The 24,448-nt window shown below is 60.6% G+C and carries 19 protein-coding genes; 13 read left to right on the forward strand and 6 right to left on the reverse strand.

The features are described 5' to 3' along the window. The 10 genes from J2X19_RS12970 (at position 1) to J2X19_RS13015 (ending at position 13,539) form a co-directional block, all read left to right on the forward strand. Positions 1-585 carry an Ntn hydrolase family protein gene (locus tag J2X19_RS12970; protein ID WP_310373662.1) on the forward strand — a complete coding sequence of 195 codons (585 nt, stop codon included), beginning with the start codon at positions 1-3 and terminating at the stop codon, positions 583-585. 16 nt (positions 586-601) lie between these two features. Further along, positions 602-2,446: a dihydrolipoyl dehydrogenase gene (lpdA, locus tag J2X19_RS12975; RefSeq protein WP_310373664.1), complete on the forward strand. Its 1,845-nt coding sequence runs from the start codon at positions 602-604 to the stop codon at positions 2,444-2,446. A 123-nt stretch (positions 2,447-2,569) separates the two neighbouring features. Then, complete coding sequence (locus J2X19_RS12980; RefSeq protein WP_310373666.1) at positions 2,570-6,544, forward strand: NACHT domain-containing protein; 3,975 nt, start codon at positions 2,570-2,572, stop codon at positions 6,542-6,544. A 194-nt stretch (positions 6,545-6,738) separates the two neighbouring features. Beyond that, positions 6,739-7,797, forward strand: coding sequence for a 16S rRNA (cytosine(1402)-N(4))-methyltransferase RsmH (gene rsmH / locus J2X19_RS12985; protein ID WP_310373668.1), 1,059 nt, complete (start codon positions 6,739-6,741; stop codon positions 7,795-7,797). A gap of 52 nt (positions 7,798-7,849) precedes the next feature. Next, entirely contained in the window at positions 7,850-8,401 is a 552-nt protein-coding gene (locus J2X19_RS12990) for a Crp/Fnr family transcriptional regulator (RefSeq protein ID WP_310373670.1), read from the forward strand. Positions 8,402-8,470: 69 nt separating this feature from the next. Then, positions 8,471-9,049: an NAD(P)H-dependent oxidoreductase gene (locus J2X19_RS12995; protein WP_310373672.1), complete on the forward strand. Its 579-nt coding sequence runs from the start codon at positions 8,471-8,473 to the stop codon at positions 9,047-9,049. Positions 9,050-9,210: 161 nt separating this feature from the next. Then, positions 9,211-10,179 (forward strand): Bug family tripartite tricarboxylate transporter substrate binding protein, encoded by a 969-nt coding sequence (locus tag J2X19_RS13000; RefSeq protein WP_310373674.1) that lies wholly within the window; start codon positions 9,211-9,213, stop codon positions 10,177-10,179. A 289-nt stretch (positions 10,180-10,468) separates the two neighbouring features. Then, positions 10,469-11,542: a porin gene (locus J2X19_RS13005; RefSeq protein ID WP_310373676.1), complete on the forward strand. Its 1,074-nt coding sequence runs from the start codon at positions 10,469-10,471 to the stop codon at positions 11,540-11,542. Positions 11,543-11,770: 228 nt separating this feature from the next. Next, positions 11,771-12,463 (forward strand): class I SAM-dependent methyltransferase, encoded by a 693-nt coding sequence (locus J2X19_RS13010; protein ID WP_310373678.1) that lies wholly within the window; start codon positions 11,771-11,773, stop codon positions 12,461-12,463. A gap of 137 nt (positions 12,464-12,600) precedes the next feature. After that, positions 12,601-13,539 (forward strand): class I SAM-dependent methyltransferase, encoded by a 939-nt coding sequence (locus tag J2X19_RS13015; RefSeq protein ID WP_310373680.1) that lies wholly within the window; start codon positions 12,601-12,603, stop codon positions 13,537-13,539. Here the strand turns inward: J2X19_RS13015 and J2X19_RS13020 are convergent. Beyond that, positions 13,536-14,012, reverse strand: a complete 477-nt coding sequence (locus tag J2X19_RS13020) for an EVE domain-containing protein (protein ID WP_310373682.1) — start codon at positions 14,010-14,012, stop codon at positions 13,536-13,538. The genes J2X19_RS13015 and J2X19_RS13020 overlap by 4 nt on opposite strands. A gap of 82 nt (positions 14,013-14,094) precedes the next feature. Next, positions 14,095-15,027: a Tim44 domain-containing protein gene (locus J2X19_RS13025; RefSeq protein ID WP_310373684.1), complete on the reverse strand. Its 933-nt coding sequence runs from the start codon at positions 15,025-15,027 to the stop codon at positions 14,095-14,097. Positions 15,028-15,232: 205 nt separating this feature from the next. On the opposite strand from J2X19_RS13025, the gene J2X19_RS13030 reads away from it, so the two are divergent. Continuing rightward, positions 15,233-18,193, forward strand: a complete 2,961-nt coding sequence (locus tag J2X19_RS13030; RefSeq protein ID WP_310373685.1) for a sensor domain-containing protein — start codon at positions 15,233-15,235, stop codon at positions 18,191-18,193. A gap of 65 nt (positions 18,194-18,258) precedes the next feature. On the opposite strand, the gene J2X19_RS13035 is transcribed toward J2X19_RS13030, so the two are convergent. The 4 genes from J2X19_RS13035 to J2X19_RS13050 are packed head-to-tail and all read right to left on the reverse strand — an operon-like array spanning position 18,259 to position 22,335. Next, positions 18,259-19,611, reverse strand: coding sequence for an LLM class flavin-dependent oxidoreductase (locus J2X19_RS13035; RefSeq protein WP_310373687.1), 1,353 nt, complete (start codon positions 19,609-19,611; stop codon positions 18,259-18,261). 27 nt (positions 19,612-19,638) lie between these two features. Then, on the reverse strand, positions 19,639-20,478 hold the full coding sequence (locus J2X19_RS13040; RefSeq protein WP_310373689.1) for an ABC transporter permease: 840 nt from the start codon (positions 20,476-20,478) through the stop codon (positions 19,639-19,641). Further along, positions 20,471-21,325, reverse strand: coding sequence for an ABC transporter ATP-binding protein (locus tag J2X19_RS13045; RefSeq protein ID WP_310373692.1), 855 nt, complete (start codon positions 21,323-21,325; stop codon positions 20,471-20,473). The genes J2X19_RS13040 and J2X19_RS13045 overlap by 8 nt, the downstream gene beginning before the upstream one ends. Then, positions 21,322-22,335, reverse strand: a complete 1,014-nt coding sequence (locus tag J2X19_RS13050) for an ABC transporter substrate-binding protein (protein ID WP_310373695.1) — start codon at positions 22,333-22,335, stop codon at positions 21,322-21,324. Before J2X19_RS13050 ends, J2X19_RS13045 begins: the two co-directional genes overlap by 4 nt. 196 nt (positions 22,336-22,531) lie before the next feature. On the opposite strand from J2X19_RS13050, the gene J2X19_RS13055 reads away from it, so the two are divergent. Continuing rightward, positions 22,532-23,437, forward strand: a complete 906-nt coding sequence (locus tag J2X19_RS13055; RefSeq protein ID WP_310373696.1) for a TauD/TfdA dioxygenase family protein — start codon at positions 22,532-22,534, stop codon at positions 23,435-23,437. A 90-nt stretch (positions 23,438-23,527) separates the two neighbouring features. Beyond that, entirely contained in the window at positions 23,528-24,445 is a 918-nt protein-coding gene (locus tag J2X19_RS13060) for a helix-turn-helix domain-containing protein (RefSeq protein WP_310373698.1), read from the forward strand. Positions 24,446-24,448 lie beyond the last annotated feature (3 nt).

Consider the following 24,448-nt stretch of genomic DNA (forward strand, 5'->3'; position numbering starts at 1 on the left):
ATGACGACCGTCGTCGTGGTCAAGAAAGCGGGGGTGGTGGCGATAGCCGCCGACACGCTGGTGACCTTCGGCGACACCCGCCTGGGTAGCCGGTTTGAAGAGAACAGCAAAATCTTCAAGATCGACACCCTGGCGGGCGCCAGCTTCGTCGGCATGGCGGGCACGGTGGCCCACTTTCCCGCGCTGCGCAAGGCCATGGAAGCCCTGCCCAAAGACCAGCTTTTGTTGGGCAGCAAGGACGAAGTGTTCGACACCTTCACCCGGCTGCACCCGGTGCTGAAAGAGACCTTCTTTCTGCAAACCAAAGAAGACGACAACGACCCCTACGAGTCCAGCCAGTTCAGCGTGGTGGTGGCCAATGCCACCGGCATCTACGGGCTGTACAGCTACCGCGAGGTGTTCGAGTTCAAAGAATTCTGGGGCATAGGCTCGGGCCGCAGCTTCGCGCTGGGCGCCCTGCATGCCAGCTGGGGCAGCGCCAAATCGGCGCGCGACCTGGCTGTGCTCAGCGTGCAGGCAGCCTGCGAATTCGACAAGAACTCTGGTGGTCCGGTGGATGTGTTCACCGTCAAGTTAAAGAAATAAAGTGGAGATCAAACAAATGGCATCCCTGGAAATAAAAGTCCCCGACATCGGCGATTTCGACGAAGTCACCGTCATCGAACTGATGGTCAAGGTGGGCGACACCGTCAAGCCCGACCAGTCCCTGATCACCGTGGAGAGCGACAAGGCCTCGATGGAAATCCCGTCCAGCCACGGCGGCGTGGTCACCGCGCTCAAAGTGGCGCTGGGCGACAAGGTCAAGGAAGGCTCCGTCGTGCTGACGCTGGAAGTCGCTGGTGCGGCTGCTGCTCCAGCTTCCGAGCAAAAACCGGCTCCAGCGCAGGTAGCACCTGCGCCAGCAGCTACAACTCCTGTAGCGGCGGCGCCAGCGCCGACTGCATCCAGCTTTGCCGGCACCGCCGATCTGGAGTGCGACGTGCTGGTGCTCGGCGGCGGCCCTGGCGGCTATTCCGCCGCCTTCCGCGCGGCCGACCTGGGTCTGAAGGTCATCCTGGTCGAACGCTACGCTACCCTGGGCGGCGTCTGCCTGAACGTGGGTTGCATCCCCTCCAAAGCGCTGTTGCACGTGGCTGCGGTGATGGACGAAGTCAGCCACCTGGGTGCCCTCGGCATCGACTTCGGTGCGCCCGCCGTCAACATCGACAAGCTGCGCGGCCACAAAGAAAAGGTCATCGGCAAGCTGACCGGTGGCCTGGCGGCCATGGCCAAGATGCGCAAGGTCACCACCGTGCGCGGCGTCGGCCAGTTCGTTGGCGCCAACCATCTGCAGGTCGAAGAAACCGCCGGTGCCGAAGGCCAGGAGAAGACCGGCAAGACCCAGACCATCGCCTTCAAGAAGGCCATCATCGCCGCTGGCAGCCAGGCGGTGCGCCTGCCCTTCATGCCGGTGGACCCGCGTGTGGTCGACAGCACCGGCGCGCTGGCGCTCAAGGAAGTGCCCAAGCGCATGCTGATCCTCGGCGGCGGCATCATCGGCCTGGAAATGGGCACGGTCTACAGCACCCTGGGCGCGCGCCTGGACGTAGTGGAAATGCTCGACGGCCTGATGCAGGGCGCCGATCGCGACCTGGTCAAGATCTGGCAGAAGATGAACGCACCGCGCTTCGACAACATCATGCTGAAGACCAAGACCGTCGGCGCCAAGGCCACGCCCGAGGGCATCGAAGTAACCTTCGCACCCGCGGAAGAGGGCGGCACCGCCCCTGCGCCCCAGGTCTACGACCTGGTGCTGCAGGCCGTCGGCCGCACGCCTAACGGCAAGAAGATCGCCGCCGAGAAGGCCGGCGTCGCCGTGACCGACCGCGGCTTCATCAACGTCGACATCCAGATGCGCACCAACGTGCCGCACATCTTCGCCATCGGCGACATCGTCGGCCAGCCCATGCTGGCCCACAAGGCGGTGCACGAGGCTCACGTGGCGGCCGAAGTCATCGCCGGTGAACTGCAAGGCAACAAGGAATTGGCAGCCGCCGCCTTCAATGCCCGCGTGATCCCCAGCGTCGCCTACACCGACCCCGAAGTCGCCTGGGTCGGCCTCACCGAAGACCAGGCCAAGGCCCAGGGCATCAAGGTCAAGAAGGGCCTGTTCCCCTGGACCGCATCCGGCCGCGCCATTGCCAATGGCCGCGACGAAGGCGTCACCAAGCTGCTGTTCGACGACTCCCCCGAAGCCCATGGCCACGGCAAGATCCTCGGCGGCGGCATGGTCGGCACGCATGCCGGCGACATGATCGGCGAGATCGCGCTGGCCATCGAGATGGGCGCGGATGCCGTCGACATCGGCAAGACCATCCACCCGCATCCGACGCTGGGCGAAAGCATCGGCATGGCCGCGGAGGTGGCACATGGTAGCTGCACGGATTTGCCGCCGGCGAAGAAGTAAGTTATTGAATTGCTACTGATTCAGTAGCTGGCCGCGCAGATTCCGATTGGGCTGCGCGGCTTTTTTTTAACGGTTGTTTGTTCGAACTTTAAGCAACTAAAAAAGAGAAAAGGCGGAAAAATTATGGTCAATTCCTATGAGCTAGGTGGGCTAGATCCTTATGCATTTGAGAATCTTGTCAACCTTCTCGCACTAAAAGTGCTTGGACCTGGCTCTTCAGGTTTTGGCCCGGGTCCAGATGGTGGGCGAGATGGTTTTTTTGAAGGTGAGGCACCTTACCCTTCCATTACTGAAAATTGGAAGGGTATTTGGTATATCCAGTCAAAGTTTCATGCGCCTCATCTATCAAAAAATCCACAAAAATGGTTAATTGAGAAAGTTAAGGGTGAGATTGAGTTGTTTGAGGAATCTGATAACGGCAGATTATGGCCAGATAATTGGATTATTGCCACTAACATTGATCCAAGTGGCAAATCAGATACGGGTAGTTTTGATGCGATACGTTCTTTAGTAGACGCTGCGACTAGAAAAAAGGTGAACATTGCGATTTGGGGTGGTAATAAAATTCTCGGCCTTCTTTCGCAATATCCGGATGTGGCACAGCAATACGCACACTTTATTACGCCAGGGGAAGTTCTTTCTGCGCTTCAAAACCAATTGACCGATCAATATGCGAATATATCGAGCGTTATTCGCTATCTTGTTGGAACTCAATTTTCTGAGCAAATATATACAAAGCTTGATCAAGCAGGATCCTCGTCTGACACTCGTCCCGGCGTTCATCATTTATTCATTGATTTACCATTTTCTGTAGATGAATCTGATTTGGAGGGGTCAGCGCTTGATTATCTTTGTAGTGCATCGGCGCAGCCCCAACGATATTCGGTTATAAGCCAGTATTCAAAGGTATGGCGCGACTGGAGGAAAAACCCTCATCGTGCCAGAGTTGCACTTTTGAAAGGTGGTCCTGGTCAAGGAAAATCAACCGTTGGTCAATATTTCAGCCAAATACAAAGGGCTGCACTTCTATTACTACCTGATGCACCAGTGGTTACGGAAAAAGTGAAGAATCTCGCGTTAGAGGTCAAAGTGGCCGCAGACAGAATTGGAGCTTGGCCTTCGGCCCCTCGAATTCCTATTTTTATAGAACTCAAGGAATATGCACATTGGTTTGGCCAGAAGTCAAATGATGAAGGACGTGGAGTTTTGAGTTATTTGGCTAATCGCATTGCTGCAAAAATTGAACAAAATATTTTGCCAAACATGCTGCGACGAGCGTTAAGTGTTCAGAGTTGGTTTGTGCTTTTCGACGGTTTGGATGAAGTTCCAAATGATGTCAAAGACTTGATAGCAGATGAGGTTAATAATTTTATAAATGAGATAGTTGTTCAAGAGGATGCTGACGTTTTAACGCTGTGTACATCTCGTCCACAAGGTTATTCTGGGCAGTTTTCCGCATTGGATGGCCCTATTCTTATTCTTCAGAAACTTGATGTAGATACGGCAATTTTATGCGCTGAGCCTGTAGTGAGGTATGACCGAAGTGAAGATGAGGGGACGCGCTCATTGGAGCTGCTGAAATCTGCAGCCGCTTCACAAAGTGTTCAACAGTTAATGACGACACCGTTGCAGTCACATATTATGGCAGTAGTAGTTCGAGATGGGGGGCGCCCACCAGAGTTGCGGTGGGCACTCTTCGAAAACTTCTATCAAGTAATGAAAAAAAGAGAAAGTTTAAAGAATGTCCATAATCCTAGAATCTCTAGATTACTAAGAGAAGATGATCGGCTAATACGCGCTGTGCATGCACGCCTAGGTTTCGAGTTACATGCACGAGCAGAACGTAGTGAGGGTGCGCAAACAACGCTAACAAAAGCAGAGTTTCGAGCGCTTGTTACATATGTTGTTGAAAAATTGTCAGATGACAACACCAATAATACTGTGGATGTTGTTATGGAAGCGATGACTGAGAGATTGGTTTTGGTGAGTACACCAGAGAATGGTGCCCATGTCCGTTTTGATATAAGGCAGTTACAAGAATTTTTTGCTTCAGAGTTTTTGTACGACGTGGATAATCCCTCTGTATTGGCTAGTCGTATTGAAGTTGTTGGAGGAGACTCTCATTGGTTGGAGGTGATGCATTTTCTCCTAAGCGCACTCGTTGAAAATAGAAGAACAACTGAACTGGATGTGGCAATAAAAGTTTTGGAGAGATTGAATGAAGGGAATAACGATGGAGTTTATCGTTTGTTCTATCGCCGTATGGCTAAAGGGGCTGTTCTTGGGATGCGTCTTCTAATTGAAGGTGTCCTTGAACAAGATAAGCGTGATCGCTTACGGTTTAAAACTCTATTTGAACCTATTGGTGGATTGTTAGATGTTAGTTTTTTGCGAAATTTGAATAATGTACGTGCCCCAAATTCAAGAAATTGGTTAATTAATGTGCTTTCAGAAAAAATAGCAGAGGCTAATTTTTCTGAATCAATAGGCGCTATTATTGCTTTGGGTTGGTTGTTGCCAAATGAACATGGATTGAATCGAGATTTATTGAAATGTTTCCATTCTCTTTCTGCTAAATATCAGCAGGTGGCATTGGATGCATGGAATACATTAGATTATCATAGAAATTTATTGAGAAATGAGGAGCATGTCAGTATATGGGTTATTGCGGCTGCTCTAAGAATCGCAGGGAGTGAAGATCAGTGGAGGCAACTGGATTCGACGGGGAAGGAAAATTTGCGCACATTATTAACAGGTCATGCAGCAATGCTGCCTGCTGCCTGCAGATTGGCGGAAATTCCCCCCAATCTTTCAAATTTGATTATTGCAATTTTTGATGTGCGCATACGAGATGATAAGAATGTAGCATCTAAAAAAGAATATGGACCCGTTTACGTACATCTGCTTCAACACAATTGGGCTAATGGCTCTCTGCCGCCTGAGGTTCTTGAGGCATGGAGTGATTGTAAGAATCTAAAATCAAATGGAATGTTTGAGATTATTTTGGCTTTAATAAAATTTTCTCAAACATCGAATTTTGATGACTTGCAAGTTGTTTTGAAAATTATGTCGCCGGGGTCCGAGGATTTTATGGCTGCTATTCCAGATTGGATGATTGGATTATTTCCTTGTAGAGGTGAGCATTATTTAATTCCTTATGATTGCTCGCATCTTCGGGCGATGAATCGCCAATCATTTTCCAAGTTTGTTGATGAGAAGGATGTGGATGCTTGCCCGCCTATTGTGTTTCGTGGCCTTAATCATTTTAATGGGCAAAATATAACCTATGTCGGATGGGATGACTTGTTTAGGCATTTGCCTTTTATTGGGGTGAATATTTTGATGTCAAGGAATTTTGAACATCTAGGTATTAATGTTGCGCAACGAGAGGAATATCTTCCGTTGGTGGAAAAATCTTTATTGCAGTCCGCTCGTTTTGCAAAAGCTAATTTTCTTTATTGGGGAATTTTTTATAAAAAAAATCCAAATATTATCAGCCAATTGCGAGCAGTAGTTGAGGCAACAGATTATAGTAGTGGTGACGATGTATTTGGTTTAACAGAGCCTACACCCTTTCCAATAGCTCGGAATGATGGCGCTTTGATTTGTTTGTTAACGAAAGGTATTTTTCAGGGTTTTCGGTATCGATCTGAAAATGAATGGCCTGAAGTAATGAGAAAAGCTGCTTCTAGTATTAAAGATTTTGGTTTGACTGTAAGTGATTTTGATACTCTGGCGGATAATCCTGAAAATAATTTGGAAATTAGGATTTCGGGATGGTTGTTAGGAATTATATGTACGGAAAAAATCAGTGTTAAGGATAGACTTTTGACTGTTCTGGGTGAAATTTCTAGAATTGACTTGTTGCTCAAAGGTAAATCGGCAGGCTGGTGCGTGGAAAGCTTGTGCATTTTGATGCAGAAAGAACTAGGTGAGCCTTATATGAGCGCAATTACTACTACAGATGCGCTGCTGAACACCTGTCGCGATAAAGTAGAGTTGCGAAACCCTCTGTCAAGAATGCTGTCTGTGTGGAGGGAGGCGTCTTCTTCGCCGGTTCATTCCAACCAAATTTTGCAAAAATGGCTTGAGCAGTAAAGTATTTCACTAGTGAATAGAATCTGGCCGCCGGCAAAAAGTAAATCACTGACTCGCTACTGATTCAGTAACGAGTCGCGCAGATTTCAATTGGTTGAGCGGCCTTTGCTTGTTGCTTTGAAGTTGCATAGTGTTTTCGGCACTATGTGATCGTGCGTTGCTGAAGGAGCAAGCGCGCGGCCGCATAATGGCCGATGACCGACGCTTCCCCTCCCCACAAGCGCCGCGTGCGTTACGCTGGCACCCATCCCCGCCAGTTTGAAGAAAAGTACAAAGAGCTGGACCCCACGCGCCATGCGGCCGAGGTGGACAAAGTGATGCAGCGCGGGCAAACGCCTGCGGGCATGCACCGCTCGATTTGTGTGGACGAAATCCTCGCCATCTTGAAACCCGTGCCGGGCGAAACCGGCTTGGATCTGACCCTGGGCTTTGGCGGCCACACGCTGGCCATGCTGCCGCTGGTGCAGCCCGGCGGGCGCATGTTTGGCATGGATGTCGACCCGATTGAGCTACCCCGCACCACTGCGCGGCTGCGCGCAGCGGGTTTTGGCGAAGAGGCGCTCAGCGTGCACCGCGCCAACTTCAGTGAACTGGCTACTTTGCTGCCGCAGGCGGGCGGTGGCTTCGACTTTGTGCTGGCGGACCTGGGCGTGTCGTCCATGCAGATAGACAACCCGGCACGGGGCTTTAGCTTCCGGGCCGATGGCCCGCTGGATTTGCGCCTGGACCCGAGCAGCGGCCAGTCGGCCAGCGAGCTGCTGCTGTGCGTGACCCGGCACCGGCTGCGCGACCTGCTGACCGACAACTCGGATGAGCCCTTTGCTGTTCCTTTGGCCGCAGCCTTGCAAGGCCAGTATCTGGAAACCACGGTGCAGTTGGCCGACCTGGTGCGCGCCACCATGGAGCTGGCGTACAAGCGCAGCATGCCCGCAGAAGAGCGCTTGGCCGAAACCAAAAAAGTGCTGCAGCGCACGTTCCAGGCGCTGCGCATTGAGGTGAACGATGAGTTTGGCGTGCTGGACACCATGCTGCTGAACCTGCCCGCCTGCCTGAAGCCCGGCGGGCGCGTGGCTATTCTGAGCTTCCACTCCGGGGAAGACCGGCGCGTGAAAAAATGCTTTCAAACCGGCGAGCGCAATGGCATCTTCAGCAGCGTGGCCGCCGACCCGATTCGCGCTTCGTATGACGAGCAGCGCAGCAACCCCCGCTCAACGTCCGCCAAGTTGCGCTGGGCAGTGCGGGCGCTGCACTGAGCCCTTGCCTGTACGCAATGCGGATGGCCACTGAATATAGACTCAAGCCAGCATGAGCGCCCTCCACGCCACCTTCCTGGAACTTGGCACCGGCCGCCAGGTCGGCGCACGCCAGTTGCTGCTGCGCGCCGGTGAAGTGGCGCAGCGTATTTACCTGATAGAGCAGGGATGCGCGCGGCTCTACTTGATCGACGCCCAGGGGCGCGAGACCAGTACCCAGTTTTTCTTTGAGGGCGAGGTGGTCAGTTCGCTGGAAAGCTTTCTGACCGGGCGCCCCAGTGCCCTGCACCTGGTCACCATGGAAGCCTGCCGTCTGCGTGTGCTGGAGGGGGCTGCCATCAAGGCACGCGCCAAGACGGACCCGGCTCTGCAAGCTGATCTGCAGGTGCTGACGCAGCAGCGGCTGATCCACTACGCCAACCTCTACACCAGTGCGATTGCCGACTCGCCCACCCAGCGCTACCTGGCTTTGCAGGCCACGCACCAACAGCGGCTGGAACGCATACCGCTGCACATTCTGGCGGCCTACCTGGGCGTGAGCGCGGTGCATCTGAGCCGGATTCGGCGCAAATTGAAAGAAACCGCGCCTTCGCGCACGCTCTGAACCTTTGTTAATGACGGCGCGGCCCGCGCTCCGCACCATCGCCCCATCGCAACTTTTGATGGAGCACATATGCAAACCCTGGTCATTCTGGCCCACCCCTATGCCAAGAGCTATTGCCACGCCCTGTACCACCGGGTGGTGCAGCAGCTAGAACAAGCCGGCCATATCGTCGACCGCCTGCATCTGGACAGTGAGAATTTTGACCCCGTCATGCGGGGCACCGATCTGGCGGGGTATGCCCGCGGCCACAGCGCCGACCCCGCCGTGCCGCTCTACCAGGCGCGCATTGACGCGGCCCAGCAACTGGTCTTTATTTTTCCGATCTGGTGGGAGGTCATGCCGGCCCTGCTCAAGGGCTTTATCGACAAGGTGTTCACCAATGGATGGGCCTACAAGCCGTCCAAACTCGGCGTCAAGGGCCATTTGACCCACATCCAGCGCGCCGTCGTGGTGACAACGATGAACACGCCCAAATGGGCTTACCGCTGGTTGTATGGCGATGCCGTACAGCGGTCTTTGGTGCGCGGCACGCTGCGCAAATGCGGCGTGCGCAAGGTGGAGTGGGTGGCCCTGTCTCCCGTCAGCCACGCTACCGATGCCAAGCGCCAAGCCTGGTTGCAGCAAGTGGGTGCGATGTTTGCCGCGTAGCCGAACCTGCACCCACGTGCAGGCGGTTACACGCCGGGGAGGTGCGTTGTTTGCCATGGAGCCATGTATTTTTAGCTCTATCAGGTAGCGAGATATGTCGTATTGCTTTAGTTGCCCCAGGGGCTGAAACTTGCGGCACCGCTAACAAGGAGACAAACAATATGATGAACAGGCGACATTTGCTGGCCACCGGCGCCATGGGCGCGCTGCTGCCCGCATGGGCGAACGCACAGTCTTTTCCATCCAAGCCTATCCGCATCGTCGTGCCATTCGGCGCCGGCGGCATTGCGGATCTCACGGCGCGTGCGGTTGCCAACAAGCTGGGAGAAGGCTTGCACCAGGCTGTGATCATTGACAACAAGCCGGGCGCGGGCGGTGTGGTCGCCGGTGAAGCGGTGGCCAAGTCCGAGCCGGACGGCCATACGCTGTTGCTCATGAGTAATGGCACGGCGGTGAGCGCGGGGCTGTTCAAGTCCTTGTCGTTCGACGCGCAAAAGGACTTCGCACCCATCATCACTCTCGGGTTTTTCGACATCGCCGTGCTCGCCGCGGCCAACAGCCGCTTCAAGTCGATGCAGGAAATGCTTGCCTACGCGAAAGCGAACCCGGGCAAACTGAATATCGCGACCATCAACATCGGCAGCACGCAGCACCTGGCGGCCGAGCTGCTCAAGACCAGCGCGGGTGTGGACTTCCAGGTTGTGCCGTTCAACGGTTCACCCGCTGTGCTCACCGCCTTGCGCGGAGGGCAGGTGGATGCGGCAGTCGAAATCCTCGGGCCGATGATGAGCCAGATTTCCTCCAAGGCGGTTCGGCCGCTGGCGGTGATGGGCGCTAAACGTACATCCTTGCTGGCCGAGGTGCCCACGGTCGCAGAGAGCGGCGTGCGCGGGTTCGAGGTCGCGTCCTGGAACGCACTCGCCGCCCCGGCCCGCACGCCTCCGGCCGTGATCGCCCAGCTCAATCGCGAGGCCAACAAAGCCTTGGGAAACCCGGAGCTGCGCAAGCAGTTGGCGGACCTGAGCGTGAGCCCCGCAGGCGGAACCCCCGAGCAACTGCGTGACCTGCTGGCGTCGGAAGTCCGGCGTTGGTCTGACGTCATCACGCGCGCCAACGTACCCCGCTTGTAGAGCGGCGCCACGCGGCGAAGGTATGCCTTAGACATAGGCGGCATCCTGGAGTTGCCGTTGCCAGCCCGCCCGGCCGGGCGGCTTGGAGATTCGGCGGATGCGCGCCGTCTCGGCCCGGCGTGCCGCGACCCCCACACGCAAAAGGCTGCATTCATATTGCTGGCGGAGCGGGTGCGCGCCACGGATGCGCAACTGCCCTGCTGGCAAGACATAGCTGGTAGTGCCGGTATGCCCTAGTTGCGACAGCCGCACCACAGAACAATCCACATAAGTTCAACTGGAGACAAAAATGAAAAAGAGACAAATCCTTGCCGCTACCGTGCTGTGCACTGCGGTGCCTGTGTTCGCGCAGACCGCGAGTTCGGTCACCCTGTACGGAATCATCGACGCGTCGGTACGTACGCAGACGGGGCTTACCAGCACCTATGCGCGGTCCACGCTCAACACCACCGCCGTCGCGAGCGGCGTTGGCCTCACGAGCCGCTGGGGCCTGCGGGGAGCGGAAGATCTGGGCGGCGGGCTGCGCGCGACTTTCAACCTGGAGTCAGGTATCAACGTGGACACCGGGGCTTCGGCCAATGCCACCACGTTTTTTGACCGCGCCTCGGTGATAGGCCTTGCCGGCAACTGGGGCGGTGTCACGCTGGGTCGGCAGAACACGCTGACCGCCGACTCCGCCGGTGTCGCGGACCCCATCGGTTTGCGCTTCGCCAGCCTGAACCCCAACATCCAGAACGTTGGCCTGTCTGCGCACCAGCTCGGTGTCGAGTACGGCGCCACGGGCTCAAGTGCCGCGTCGAACCGGGTCAACAATTCGGCCAAGTTCTCGGTGCCCATTGGACCCGTGGTCGCCCGCGCCATGCGCGGTTTCGGCGAAGTCGCGGGCTCCGGGTCCAAGCAAAGTGTTTCGAGCCTGGGCCTGGACTATCTAACACCCGGCCTGAGCGTGACGACAGCCTACACACGCTTCAAGGACGCCAACGACAGGACATTGAATGCCGCCAATCTGGGCGTTAGCTGGCTCGCGCTGCCGTCGCTTCGCGTGATGGCGAACATGGGCTACAACCGCGGCGCAACCACTGCGACGACCGAAAGCACCAACCGCGTGGTGGTGGGCGGCGTGAACTACGCCATCACGCCGGCCATCGACCTGCTGGCGGGCTACTACAAGCTGAACCGCGAGCGCACGGCCGTGGCCGACGATGGCTTCAATCGCCTACTGGCCTACCTGGAGTACAAGTTCTCCCGCCGCAGCAAGGTGTACCTGGAGCTGGACAACACACACTGGAAGGGCAACTACCTGGGGGCTGGCAACAAAGGCAGCTCCAACGGCCTGAGCCTGGGCATGACGCACGCCTTCTGATGTCGTGGGTCTCCAGCAATGCCATGGCGCAGGGCGCCCGGCACTGCTGGAGTGGGTAATCAGGCGTCCGCCGACCACGCTTCCCGCGCTGCTGCATACTGCGGCCTGGTTGCCCGCTGCTTGGCCCATGCCATCCCGCGGCGCTGCAGCCTTGTTTCCAACCACCCGCGCACGCGCTCCTGATGCCACCCTCACGGCGTCCCCGGCAACTCGCTCACGAAAGTCGATATGCCGGGCTATGCGCTCAAACAAGAATCCATCCCGGTGCTGGGCGTCGCTGCGCTGCAGATCCGTTGCCTGCTCGACCGCCAGCAGTTCAGCGACCCGCTGGGGCATGCTTCGGCCGTGGGTATTTCCTCGGGCAACTGGCCGTTGTTCGGCATGGTCTGGCCCTCGGGCTTGCAGCTGGCCGCGGCGGTGGTGCTGCGTCCCTTACACCCGGGCGAGAGCATTCTGGAGATCGGTTGCGGCCTGGCGCTGGCCAGCCTGGTCTGCCACCGGCGTGGTGCCCAGGTGACCGCCAGCGACTGCCATCCGCTGGCGGGTGAATTTCTGCTGGAGAATCTGCGGCTCAACCGGCTGGCGCCGATGCGCTATTGCCACGGCGACTGGTCCGATGTGCCCATGCAACTGCCGGGGCAAGACCTGGCTCCCAGGGTGCAGGGCCGCTTCGATCTGATCATGGGCAGCGACGTGCTGTATGAGCGCGACGATGGCGGCGCTTTGCCCCGTTTTATCGAACGCCACGCCATGCCGGTCAGCGAAGTCCTGATCGTGGACCCGGAGCGCGGCAACCGTGCCGCCTTCACGCGACGGCTGCAGCAGCTCGGCTATGTGCTGGAAGAAACCCTGCTGCGCGAAGAGGCGGTGGAGCAGCAGCCGCTGTACCGCGGGCGGCTGCTGCGCTACCGCCGCCACTGAGGCGCCAAGGCCCGGAGGGCTGCGGGCTCGCAAGCAAACTGGTGTTGCTATTGATTCGGTAGCTTACCGCGCAGGTTCTGAAAGGGCTGCGTGGCTTTTTCTTTTACCATTGGCGTTTGCTTCTTACCCTTTACCCCATGCAAGCCCTGCTGAATGCCATCGCCACGATGGACCTGCCCACCGATGCCCAGCGCGTGTTCCACGGCCGCGGCGGCCTGTATCCCGGTTGCGAGCACTGGGCGCTGGATGCGTTTCCGCCGGTCCTGCTGCTGACCAGTTTCCAGCCGGCGGCAGAGGATGAACTGGCCGCCATTGGCGCCGCCTTGGCCGCGCGCTGGCAGCAACTGGCGCCGGACCAGGCGCTGAACTGGGTTTACCAGTGCCGCTTTGACGGCCGCACCGAAACACGTCTCATGGCGGGTGAGGTGCCCGATCCGCATGTGGTGACGGAGCAGGGCGCACGCTACCGTGTGCATGTGCTCAAAGGCCAGAACCACGGCCTGTTCCTCGACATGGCCGAAGGCCGGCGCTGGGTGCGTGCGCATGTGGCGGGCCGCACCGACTGCCGGGTGCTGAACCTGTTTGCCTACACCTGCGCGTTCTCGGTGGTGGCGCTGCAGGCTGGCGCCAAGCATGTGCTGAACGTGGACATGGGCCAGGGCGCAATCGGCATCGGCCAGCAGAACCACCGGCTCAACGGCTTGGACAGCGGCGCCAGCTTTCTGCCGCACGACATCTTCACCACCTGGGGCAAGATCAACCGCGGCGGCGCCTACGACCTGGTGATTGTCGACCCGCCGAGCTACCAGAAAGGCAGCTTCGTTGCCACCAAGGACTACGCCCGGCTGATGCGCCGCCTGCCCGATCTGCTGATGCACGGCGGCCATGCGCTGCTATGCCTGAACGCGCCGGAGCTGGGTGTGGCTTTTCTGCAAGACCAGATGGCGGAGCTGGCGCCCGAACTGGTGTTTGTGGAGCGCGTGGCGAATCCGGCGGCGTTTGCCGATGTGTCGATGGATCGGGCCCTGAAGGTGCTGGTGTACCGGGCGCCCGACACGGCGGTAGCCAACAGCTAAGCCAACAGCCGCTGCGTGATTAGCTCCCATTCGCCGGGCTCCACCGGCGTGATGGACAGGCGGTTGCCGCGCTGCAGCACCCGCATCGCGGCCAGTGCAGGCTGCTCCCGCATTTCCGCTAGGCCGAGTACCCGGGTCTTGCGCAGCGCCTGCACGTCCAGTAACAGCCAGCGTGGTTTATCGGGCGCTGACTTGGGGTCGAAATAGGGCGAGGCCGGGTCGAACTGGGTCGTGTCCACCCGCGTGCCTGAGGCTACGCGGGCGATGCCGGCAACACCGGGCTCGGCGCAGCTGGAATGGTAGAACAGCACGCCGTCGCCGACCTGCATGCCGTCGCGCATGAAGTTGCGGGCCTGGTAGTTGCGCACGCCGGTCCAGGGCACGGTGGCGTCCGGGGCGGCGAGTGCGTCGTCGATGGAGCAGTCTTCGGGCTCGGACTTCATCAGCCAATAGCGGGTAGGGGGGAGAGTCATGGCGCCATTGTGCAGGGATGCTGCCCATGAAAAAAGCCCCGGCACTTGCGTGCCGAGGCCCTGGTTTCCCGGAGCGGGAGACTTACATCTGCTGGATACCCGACAGCACCCAGCCGCCATTGCCTTGCAGAGGCTTGGTCAGATGCCAGACTTCGTCGAACGACTCGGAAGGCGCAGCAGCCTCTTCGCGGATCAGGCCGGTGAAGCGCACGCTGACGACATAGTGGCCGTTTTCTTCGGCGACTTCCAGCACATCGCCGTCGATGCTGACCACATCCGTGTGTTGCGTTGCCGTACCGCGTTCGCTCAGGTCCATCTTCAGCTGGGCAAACATTTCCGGCGTGGTGAACTGGCGGATGTCTTCCAGGTTGCCGGCGTCATTGGCGGCCTGCAGGCGGATGAAGTTGACCTTGGCGTTGCGCACAAAACCGGTGGTGTCGAAGTCCGCCGGAATCGCCTTGGCGGTCGGCAGGCTGGCGCCAATCGACGAACCGATGGACGAGCCGATCACCGAGCCGGGCAGGGCGCTCTTGAAGGCTTGCGCAGCGGGCTGCACGTCGGCCGGAGCACCGGCTGCGGCGTACTGCATGCCACCCACGCGGCTGTCACCTGGCTGCTGGCGAGCGGCGGCGCGTTTGCGCATCACAAAGCCGATGGCCAGCATGACGGCGGCAGCCAGCAGACCGAACATCAGCATGGAAGCCAGTTCACCACCCAAGCCGAGGTGCGAAGCCAGGGCCGCGATGCCCAGGCCAGCCGCGATACCGGCCAGCGGGCCCATCCATGAGCGTTTGGCGGGTGCGGCAGCAGCAGCTGCAGCGCCGGGCGCGGCGGCTGCGGTGTTGGCCGCAGGCGTTTGTGCAGGAGTCGCCGTGGGAGCCTTGTCCGTCGTGGCCTGGCGCTGCATGCCCACGGATTTACCGGAGCCCATGCGTTTGGCCGCTTCGGCATCCATCGCAACAGTCGACAAGCCGATGGTCAGAACCACGGCAAGCAGGGAAAGCAATTTTTTCATGGGTTTCTCCAACGAGAAAGAGTTGATACGCCGACGATACTAGGGGTATTTAACTGTTTGAAAAAGCAGATAAATGGGGATTCATACTTCTGAAAAAACTGAGCTTAACGAGGGTTTGAGCTTGTTTGAACTGTCGATTTCAGTGGCTGGGTTTGGATGGGCGCCAGAGTTTTAGAATTCGGCTTAAATATTCGCCCCATCGCCTGTGACCGACCGCTTTGAACCTCCAGCCTCGCCCGCACCGCAGGACTGGACCCGTGCGCCAGAGCTGAGCGCGGAAGACAACCCCTGGAAGGTGGCGCTGGAGTCCTCGGGCGTCGGCGTGTGGGAATGGGATTTGGCCCGCAATACCCAGACCTACTCCCAGCGCTGGGAGGAAATCCTCGGTTACCGCGGCGGCGAGCTGGTGGGTGGCTATGCGGAGTTCATCCGCATGGTGCATCCAGACGATATCGTGCCTCTGCAAGCGGCGGTGACGGCGTACCTGGCCGGCTTGGCGCCGGAATACGTTGCCGATCTGCGCATGCGCCACAAGAACGGCCATTGGGTCTGGATCATGTCGCACGGCACCATCGTCAGCCGGGACGCCGAGGGCCGGCCGCTGCGGCTGATAGGCACGCATACCGACATCAGCGCCCGCAAGCAGGCCGAGGCGGAATTGCGTGAACTGAATGCCCAGCTGCAGGAGCAGACCCGGCTGCTGCAAACCACCACCGCGAGCATCAGCCAAGGCATTTTTGTGTTCAACGCCGAGATGTGCCTGATCTCGTTCAACCAGCGGGCCTGCGAGATGCTGGACTTGCCCGAGAGCTTTCTGGCCGAACGCCCCTCGCTGGCGCGTATCAGCGGCTTTCAGTTCAAGCGCGGCGACTTCGGCCCGCAGGCGCAGCTGGTGGACGAGCATGCCCGCGACTATGTACTGACCGGCGGAAAAACCCCGCTGCCCGCGCATTTTTTGCGCGACACCCCGGACGGCCGGACCCTGGAAGTCAAAAGCCAGATGTTGCCCGATGGTGGCATGGTGCGGACCGTTGCCGATGTTTCCGACTACGTGCAGGCCCAGGCGGCGCGCAAGCGGCTGGATCTGCTGCTGACCGCCTTGCAGTCCCAGGCCCAGATAGGCGCCTGGGAGGTGGATGTCGCCACCGACCGGGTCTACTGGACCGAGGGCGTCTACCGCATCTTCCAGACCTCGCCCGAGGAATACACGCCCAGCACAGCGATGGAGTCGGCCGAGCGGGTGTTCACGCCGGCCTCCATGGAGAAGGTCCACGCCCGCGCGCTGGCGTTCGATACGGACCAGTCTGTCGGCATCGAGCTGGAGGCCGTGACCTTCCGCGGCAACACCATCTGGGTGCATGTGACGGGCACCTCGGTGCGCAAGAACGGCAAGCTGGTGTCGCGCATCGGCGTGATGCAGAACATCACCGAACGCAAGCAGGCCCAGATGGCGGTGCAGGAAACCGAAGACCGCTGGCGGCTGGCGCTGGAGAGCACCGGCGACGGCGTGTGGGACTGGCATATCCAGAGCGGGGTAGAGCATTTCTCGAAACGCCTGGTCGAGATGTATGGTTTCCAGGAAGGCGAGATACCCGACCTGCCGGCCGAACTGGACAAGCGCACCCACCCCGACGACCTGGCCCAGATGGAGCGCGACCGCAACGCCCACTTCAGCGGCCTGAGCGCCACCTATTCCAACGAGCACCGGGTGCGTTGCAAGGACGGCAGCTGGAAATGGGTGTTGAGCCGCGGCATGGTCATCAGCCGCGATGCCCAAGGCCGGCCGGCCCGCATGATTGGCACGCATACCGACATCACCGAGCGCAAGGCCTCCGAGGTGCTGATCCGCCAGCAGGCGTTCTTTGACACCCTGACCGGCCTGCCGAACCGGCGCATGCTGCGCGACCGGCTGGAGCAGGAGATTAAGCGCTGCAAACGCGATGTGCAGCAGCTGGCCATTCTGTTCATCGACCTGGACCACTTCAAGGAAGTCAACGACACCCTGGGCCATGACAACGGTGACCTGTTGCTGCAAGAGGCCGCCCGGCGCATCCAGCACTGCGTGCGCGAGGCCGATACCGTGGCGCGTATGGGCGGCGACGAATTCACCGTGATCCTCACCGAGGTGAACGACGGCAACCGCCTGGAGCCCACCCTGCAGAAAATCTTGCGCACCCTGGAAGCGGTGTTCCAGCTGGGCAACGAGCAGGCTTTTGTGTCGGCCAGCATAGGGATCACCCTGTACCCGGCCGATGCCCAGGATATCGAAAGCCTGTTCAAGAACGCCGACCAGGCCTTGTACGTGGCCAAGGGCGCGGGGCGGAATCGCTTCAGCTTTTTCACGCCGGCGCTGCAGGAGGCCGCGCAAACCCGGGCCCGGCTGGCGCATGACCTGCGCTCCGGTCTGCAAGAGCAGCAGTTCCGGCTGGTCTACCAGCCGATTGTCGAGCTGGCCACCGGCTCGGTGCACAAGGCCGAGGCCTTGATACGCTGGCAGCACCCTACGCGCGGTCTGGTCAGCCCCGCGCATTTCATCCCGATCGCCGAATCCAGCGGGCTGATTGTGGACATTGGCGAGTGGGTGTTCCAGCAGGCGGCGCGCCAGGTGCAGACCTGGCGCCAGACCCTGCACCCCGATTTCCAGATCAGCGTGAACAAGTCGCCCGCACAGTTTCACCACGATGGCCATGGCCTGCAGCCCTGGGCCAGCCGGCTACAGGCCATGGGGTTGCCGGGCGCGTGCATGGTGGTCGAGATCACCGAAGGCCTGCTGCTGGACACCAGCACCCGCGTGACCGAGCATCTGCTGGCGCTGGGCGACGCCGGCATCCAGGTATCGCTGGACGACTTCGGCACCGGCTATTCCTCGCTGTCCTACCTGCAGAAGTTCGATATCGACTTTCTGAAGATCGACCAGTCGTTTGTGCGCCATCTGGTTCCCGGGGCTACCGACCTGGCCTTGTGCAAGGCCATCATCGTGATGGCCCATGCGCTGGGCATGAAGGTGGTGGCCGAAGGTGTGGAAACCACCCTGCAGCGCGACCTGCTGACCGCCGCAGGCTGCGACTATGCGCAGGGCTATCTGTTCTCGCATCCGCTGGCAGCGGCCGACTTCGAGGCCTATTGGTCTGCGTCCCGTCCGACGAACGGAGACTGGGAAATTTAAATAAAAAGTGCCGCTGACGCAGTTTCTACCTGCGCCAGTAGCTATTTATTTAATAGCAATCGCCTTCACGCTGCCTTGCGCGCCTGTACGCTGAACTGGTTGGCCGGCCGCTCCAGTCCCAGGTTCTCGCGCAGGGTGGTGCCTTCGTACGCGGTGCGGAACAGGCCACGGCGCTGCAGCTCGGGAATCACCAGGTCCACAAAGTCGTCCAGCGACTCCGGCAGCACCGGCGGCATCACATTGAAGCCATCGGCCGCGCCGTTTTCGAACCAGCTCTGCATCTGGTCGGCGATGTGTTCCGGCGTGCCTACCACCACCCAGTGGCCACGTGCGCCGGCCAGGTATTCGTAGAGCTGGCGCACGGTGAGCTTGTCGCGCCGCGCCAGTTCCAGCACCACATGGGCGCGGCTGTTGCGGCCCAGCGGCGGCTGCGGGATGTAGGGCGGCGGGGCGTCCAGGTCCCACTTGGACAGGTCTTCGCCCGGCCAGAATGGCTCCAGCGTGTTCAGGCCTACCGAGGGGTGGATCAGCTTTTGCAGCTCGGCCCATTTGGCCTCGGCCTCGGCCTGGGTGCGGCCGACCACCGGCGAGATGCCAGGCAGCACCAGCAGCTGCTCGGGCCGGCGCCCATACTTGGCCAGCCGGCCTTTCACATCGCTGTAAAAGGCCTGGGCTTCGGCCAGGCTGGTCCAGGCAGTGAAGATGGCCTCGGCGGTGGCAGCGGCCAGCTCCTTGCCGGGCTCGGACGAGCCGGCCTGCACGATCACCGGGTAGCCCTGGGGCGAGCGCTCCAGGTTCAGCGGGCCGGCTACCTTGAGGTGCTTGCCCACATGGTTCAGCGGGTGCAGCTTGGCCGGGTCGAAGTAGACGCCGGAGGCCGGGTCGCGGGCAAACGCGTCGTCTTCGAAGCTGTCCCATAGGCCCTTCACCACGTCGACGAATTCCTGCGCTTTCTCATAGCGGACTTCGGGCTCGGGGTGCTTGTCCTGGCCGAAGTTGCCGTAGACGTTTTCGGCGCTGGTGGTCACCACGTTCCAGGCCGCACGGCCCTTGCTGATGTGGTCCAGCGAGGCGAATTTACGCGCCAGCAGAAACGGGTCTTCGTAGGTGGTGGAGGCGGTGGCGACGAAGCCGATGTGCTTGGTCACCGCCGACAGCGCGGCCCACAGCGTCACCGGCTCGAAGTACGAGACCCGGCCCTGGCGGCTGAAAGCCTCGTCGCTGCCTTCAAAACGCAGGCCGGGGGTGTCGGCCACAAATACCTGGTCGAACAGGCCGCGCTCGGCCGTCTGGGCCAGCGCGATGTAGTGGTCGATATTGGTGCCGGCGTCGATCTGGCCGCCGGGGTGGCGCCAGGCCGCGATGTGGTGGCCGGTGGCCATGATGAATGCGCCTAGGCGCAGCTTGCGTTGGGACATGGTGGTTCCTTGGAAATCCGAGGGCGATCAGGCGTTGGCGGGGGCTGGCTTCCAGGCCGTCAGCCGGCGCTCCAGCACCTCGATCGCATAGTTGAAGACCACACCGATGAAGGTGATGGCGATGATGCCGAAGTACATGTCGGGGATCAAAAAGCTGTATTGGGCGTTGATCACCAAAAAGCCCAGGCCCGACTTGGCGCCCACCATCTCGGCGGCGATCAGCACCAGGATGCCGGATGCGCTGGCCGTGCGCAGGCCGACAAAAATCGTCGGCACCGAGGCCGGCAGGATCACCTTCAGAAACAGCTGCTGCGCGCTGGCGCCCATGGTGCGCGCCGACTTGACCAGCAGCGGGTCGACCTGCTTGACGGCCGCAATCGTGTTCAGCAGCAGCGGCCACGAGCAGGAATACACCACCATGGTCAGCTTAGATACTTCGCCAATCCCCAACAGCAGCAGGAACACCGGCAGCAGTGCCAGCGGCGCGGTGTTGCGCAGGAGCTCGATCAAGGGGTTCAGCGCCTGGCCCAAACGCCGGTACCAGCCAATCGCCAAGCCCAGCGGCACGGCATACAGCACGGCCAGGGTATAGCCGCCCAGCACGCGCTGCAGGCTGGCCGAGGTGTGCTGCCACAGCTGGCCGTTCTGCGCCAGGGCCCAGCCGGCGGCCAGCACCTCGCTCAGCGGCGGCAGAAAGGTGGAGTCTTCCAGCACAAACCGTGGCACCAGCTCCCACAGCAGTGCCAGCGCCAGCACCAGGCCCGAGTGCAGCAGCACATTGCGCAGCTGCCAGAAAAAGCGCGCCCAGCGCGGCGGGGCCGACAGTGTCAGCGGCGCGCTGCCGGCGCTCAAGGTGATATCAGACATGCAAACCTTCCTTCAGGGTGGGTTGGGCCGCGATGCGGGCGCGGCGTTGCTGGCGGGCCGCGTCGACTTCGTCGTGCAGCAGCGACCAGATTTCATGGCGCAGTGCGCCAAACAGCGGCAGCGAGCGCACGTCCTGCGTGCCGGTGCGCAGCGACTCGGGGATGTCCACAATCTGCTTGATGCGGCCGGGGCGCGATGTCATCACCGCCACGCGCTGGCCCAGCACCACGGCTTCGTCGATGCCGTGGGTGATGAAGACGATGGTCTTGCCGGTGCGCTGCCAGATCTCCACCAGCTCTTCCTGCAGGGTCTCGCGGGTCTGCGCATCGAGCGCGGCAAACGGCTCGTCCATCAGCAGCACCTGGGGTTCGTAGGCCAGGCTGCGGGCGATCGCCACGCGCTGTTTCATGCCGCCCGACAGCTCGTGCGGGTAGCGGTTCGCAAAGGCGCTCAGGCCCACCAGGTCCAGATACTCGGCGGCCTTGTCCCGGCGCTCGCGCTTGCCGATGCCGGCAATCTCCAGGCCAAAGGCCACGTTGTCCAGCGCGCTCAGCCAGGGGAATAGCGCGTACTGCTGGAACACCACGCCGCGGTCGCGCGCCGGGCCGGTGATCGGCTTGCCGTCGATCAGCACCCGGCCGCTGGTGGGCAGGGTCAGGCCGGCCAGCAGGTCCAGCAGTGTGGACTTGCCGCAGCCGCTGGGCCCGACCAGCACCAGGAATTCGCCGGCCTGCACGTCCAGCGTGACATCGTCCATCGCCACAAAGCGCTGGTCCGGGCCGCCATCTTCGGCGCGCACCGTGAACTCCTTGCGCACATGTTCAAAGCGGATCTTGGGCGTGCTCATTGGGCGGCCACCTTGGCGCCACCGGCATAGGGGTTGAAGGCGTTGGTGTACAGGTCGGCGGCTTTGACCTGGCCGGGCTTGAGCAGCTCGTCCTTCACCAGCCAGTCGATCCATACCTGGAGTTCCTTGTCCTGGATCACGCCGCCGATGGACGGTACGCCGGTGCTCTTCCAGTACTGGATGGCGTCGGCGCTTTCGGCCCGGCCACGGGTTTTGATGATCTTCTCGAAGGTGGCGCGCACCTCGGCCGGCGGCGTCTTGCGCGCCCATTCGATGGAGCGGGCCAGTGCGCTGACCAGGTGCTTGGAGGCCTTGGGGTTTTGCTCCAGGAACTTGTTACGCACCACCAGCGAGCCGGCGGTGAAGTGGCCGAACAGCTCTTGGTCAGTGAACAGCGGGCGGATGCCACCGCGCTCCAGCGCCTTGTCGCGCAGGATGCCGCCCAGTGTGGTGACTTCCACCTGGTTTTGCCGCAGTGCCTGCTCGCCGCTGACTGGCGGAATCACCACCAGCGTGACCTGCTTGGCTTCTGCGTCGCTGACCTTGTTGCGTTCCAGGTATTCGTGCACCATGAACTCGTGGTGCGCGCCCAGGGTGTTCACCGCCACCTTCTTGCCGATCATGTCGCGGGCGCTCTTGATCGGGCTGTCGCTCTTCACGTAGTAGCCGGTCCAGGTGTTGTCGTCCACGCCGTAGTAGCCGAGCACGGCTTTCACCGGCGCCTTCTTGGCCAGCAGCTTGACCAGCGCGCCGTTGAAGGCGCCGCCGATGTCGATGTCGCCGGTGACCACGGCCTGCACGTCCTGCGGGCCGCTGATGGTGTTGCCCACCCACTTGGCTTTCAGCGGTGCCAGATAGCCCAGGCTCTCGGCCAGCTCGATCCAGACCACCTGGCCGGCCGAGCCTTGGTAGCGGATATCGGTGACCTCCAGGGTCTCTTGGGCCAGGGCCTGGCCCGACAACCCTAGGGCCACGGCCAGGGTGCTGAATAGCTTGAAAACGGTTCGCATGCATTTCCCTCGTGTATTGGTCTTGGAGCCGCAGCGTAGGCCGGCAGGGCCTGGGTGCCAACGAAGGAAACCGACCATGCTTATGCGCAACTCTGCGGCGCAGATGCACATGCGGATTTCGTGCTTTGGTTTCGGCGCCGGGCTTCCTAGCATGGACAGGTGTTTTCTTAACCACCGTCACTCCAAAGGAAATTGCATGTCTGCTGTTCTCAACGCTCCCCACGCTGAAGTCGTTCCCGCACTCGACATCCACCCGCTGGCCGGGCGGATTGGCGCCCAGGTGCAGGGCGTACGCCTGTCGGGCCAGCTGGCGCCCGAAACCTTTGCCGCCGTCCACCAGGCGCTGCTGCAGCACAAGGTGCTGTTCTTCCGCGGCCAGCAGCATCTGGACGATGCCGAGCACCAGCTGTTTGCCGGGCGCTGGGGCAGCATCGTGCCGCACCCCACCGTGCCCTCGCGCAGCGGCACCGAGATTCTGGAGCTGGACTCGAACCACGGCGGCCGGGCCAATTCCTGGCATACCGACGTGACCTTCGAGGCCGCCTATCCCAAGGTGTCGGTGCTGCGCGCCCTGACCATTCCGCAGCAGGGCGGCGACACGGTGTGGGCGAATACCGCCGAGGCCTACAAGCAGTTGCCGACCGAGCTGAAGGCCCTGGCCGACACCCTGTGGGCGGTGCACGGCAACGACTACGACTACGCCGCCACCCGCGTCGAAGTGGATGCGCACGGCGCCAAGCATTACCGCGAAGTGTTTACCTCGCGCCTGATCGAGGCCCGCCATCCGCTGGTGCGCGTACACCCCGAAACCGGCGAACGCAGCCTGGTGGCCGGGCACTTCCTGAAGCGCTTTGTGGGCTACAACACGCACGACTCGCAGCGCCTGTTCGAGATCTTCCAGCACCACATCACGCGGCTGGAGAACACCGTGCGCTGGCATTGGGCCGAGGGCGATGTGGCGATCTGGGACAACCGCGCAACCCAGCACTACGCGATCAACGACTATGACGACCAGCACCGCGTGGTGCGCCGCGTCACCGTGCACGGCGAGCTGCCGGTGTCGGTGCACGGCCAGCATAGCGCGGTGGCGTCTGTGAGCTGAAATTTATAAGAAATCGGGCTGCAGCGCAGATTCCACCAGCGCAATCTGCTATCAATAGAGTAGCATTGCCCGTTCTGCCACACTAACGGGATGGACGACGCATACACCTCCACCCGACTCTGTTTACCGCTGGACACGGCGCTGGCCGGCGCGCTGGCCCAGATGGTCGAGTCGATTGGCAGCCCCGACTGGTTCGACACGGTGCTGAACCTGCTGGGCGCGGTCTGCGGCGTGGATTCGGGCGGCGCCATGGTGTTCCACCGGCACCAGCAGCCGCGCCGCATCCTGCACCGCTTCAACCCGCAGGAGCGCAGCCTGCCCGAGGACGCGTTCCTGTCCGGCCCCTATGTGCTGGACCCGAACTACCAGCTGTTCCTGCAGGGCTGCCCCAGCGGCGTGTACTGGCTGCGCGATATTGCGCCCGACGACTTCTACGACAGCGAGTACTACCGGGTGTTCTATTCGCAGATCGGCCTGTCGGATTCAGTAGACCTGCTGTGGCGCATCAACGAGGACACGGCGCTGAACATCTTCGTCGAGCGCAGCATCCGCCATGCGAAGTTCCAGGCCACCGATCTGCTGGCCATCCGCACGCTGGCGCCCATCATCCTGTCGGCCACCGCCAGGCATTACGCGCTGACCGCCGCGGCCGCCGAGCGTGACAGCGACAAGCTGACGCACCGTAAGGTGCAGAGCACAGTGGAGAACTTCGCCAGCTCGCTGCTGACCCAGCGCGAGCGCCAGGTGCTGTTCTACATGATCAGCGGCTATTCGTCGGCGCTGACGGCCGAGCGCCTGAAGACCACCGAGGGTACGATCAAGATCCACCGCAAGAACATCCACCGTAAATTGGACATAGGCTCGCAGGCCGAGCTGTTTTCGCTGTTTATCCACTGCATCCCGTTTGCCGAGCCGGATGCGGCGCTGGACCCATTGGCGGTCTACCAAAGCGCGCCGGCCTCCAGCAGGCGCAAGACGCTGCTGGAGGCCGGGCCGGCACAGGGCTAGCGT

The organism is Rhodoferax ferrireducens, from assembly GCF_031458075.1.
GTDB classification, from domain to species: Bacteria; Pseudomonadota; Gammaproteobacteria; order Burkholderiales; family Burkholderiaceae_C; genus Rhodoferax_B; species Rhodoferax_B ferrireducens_A.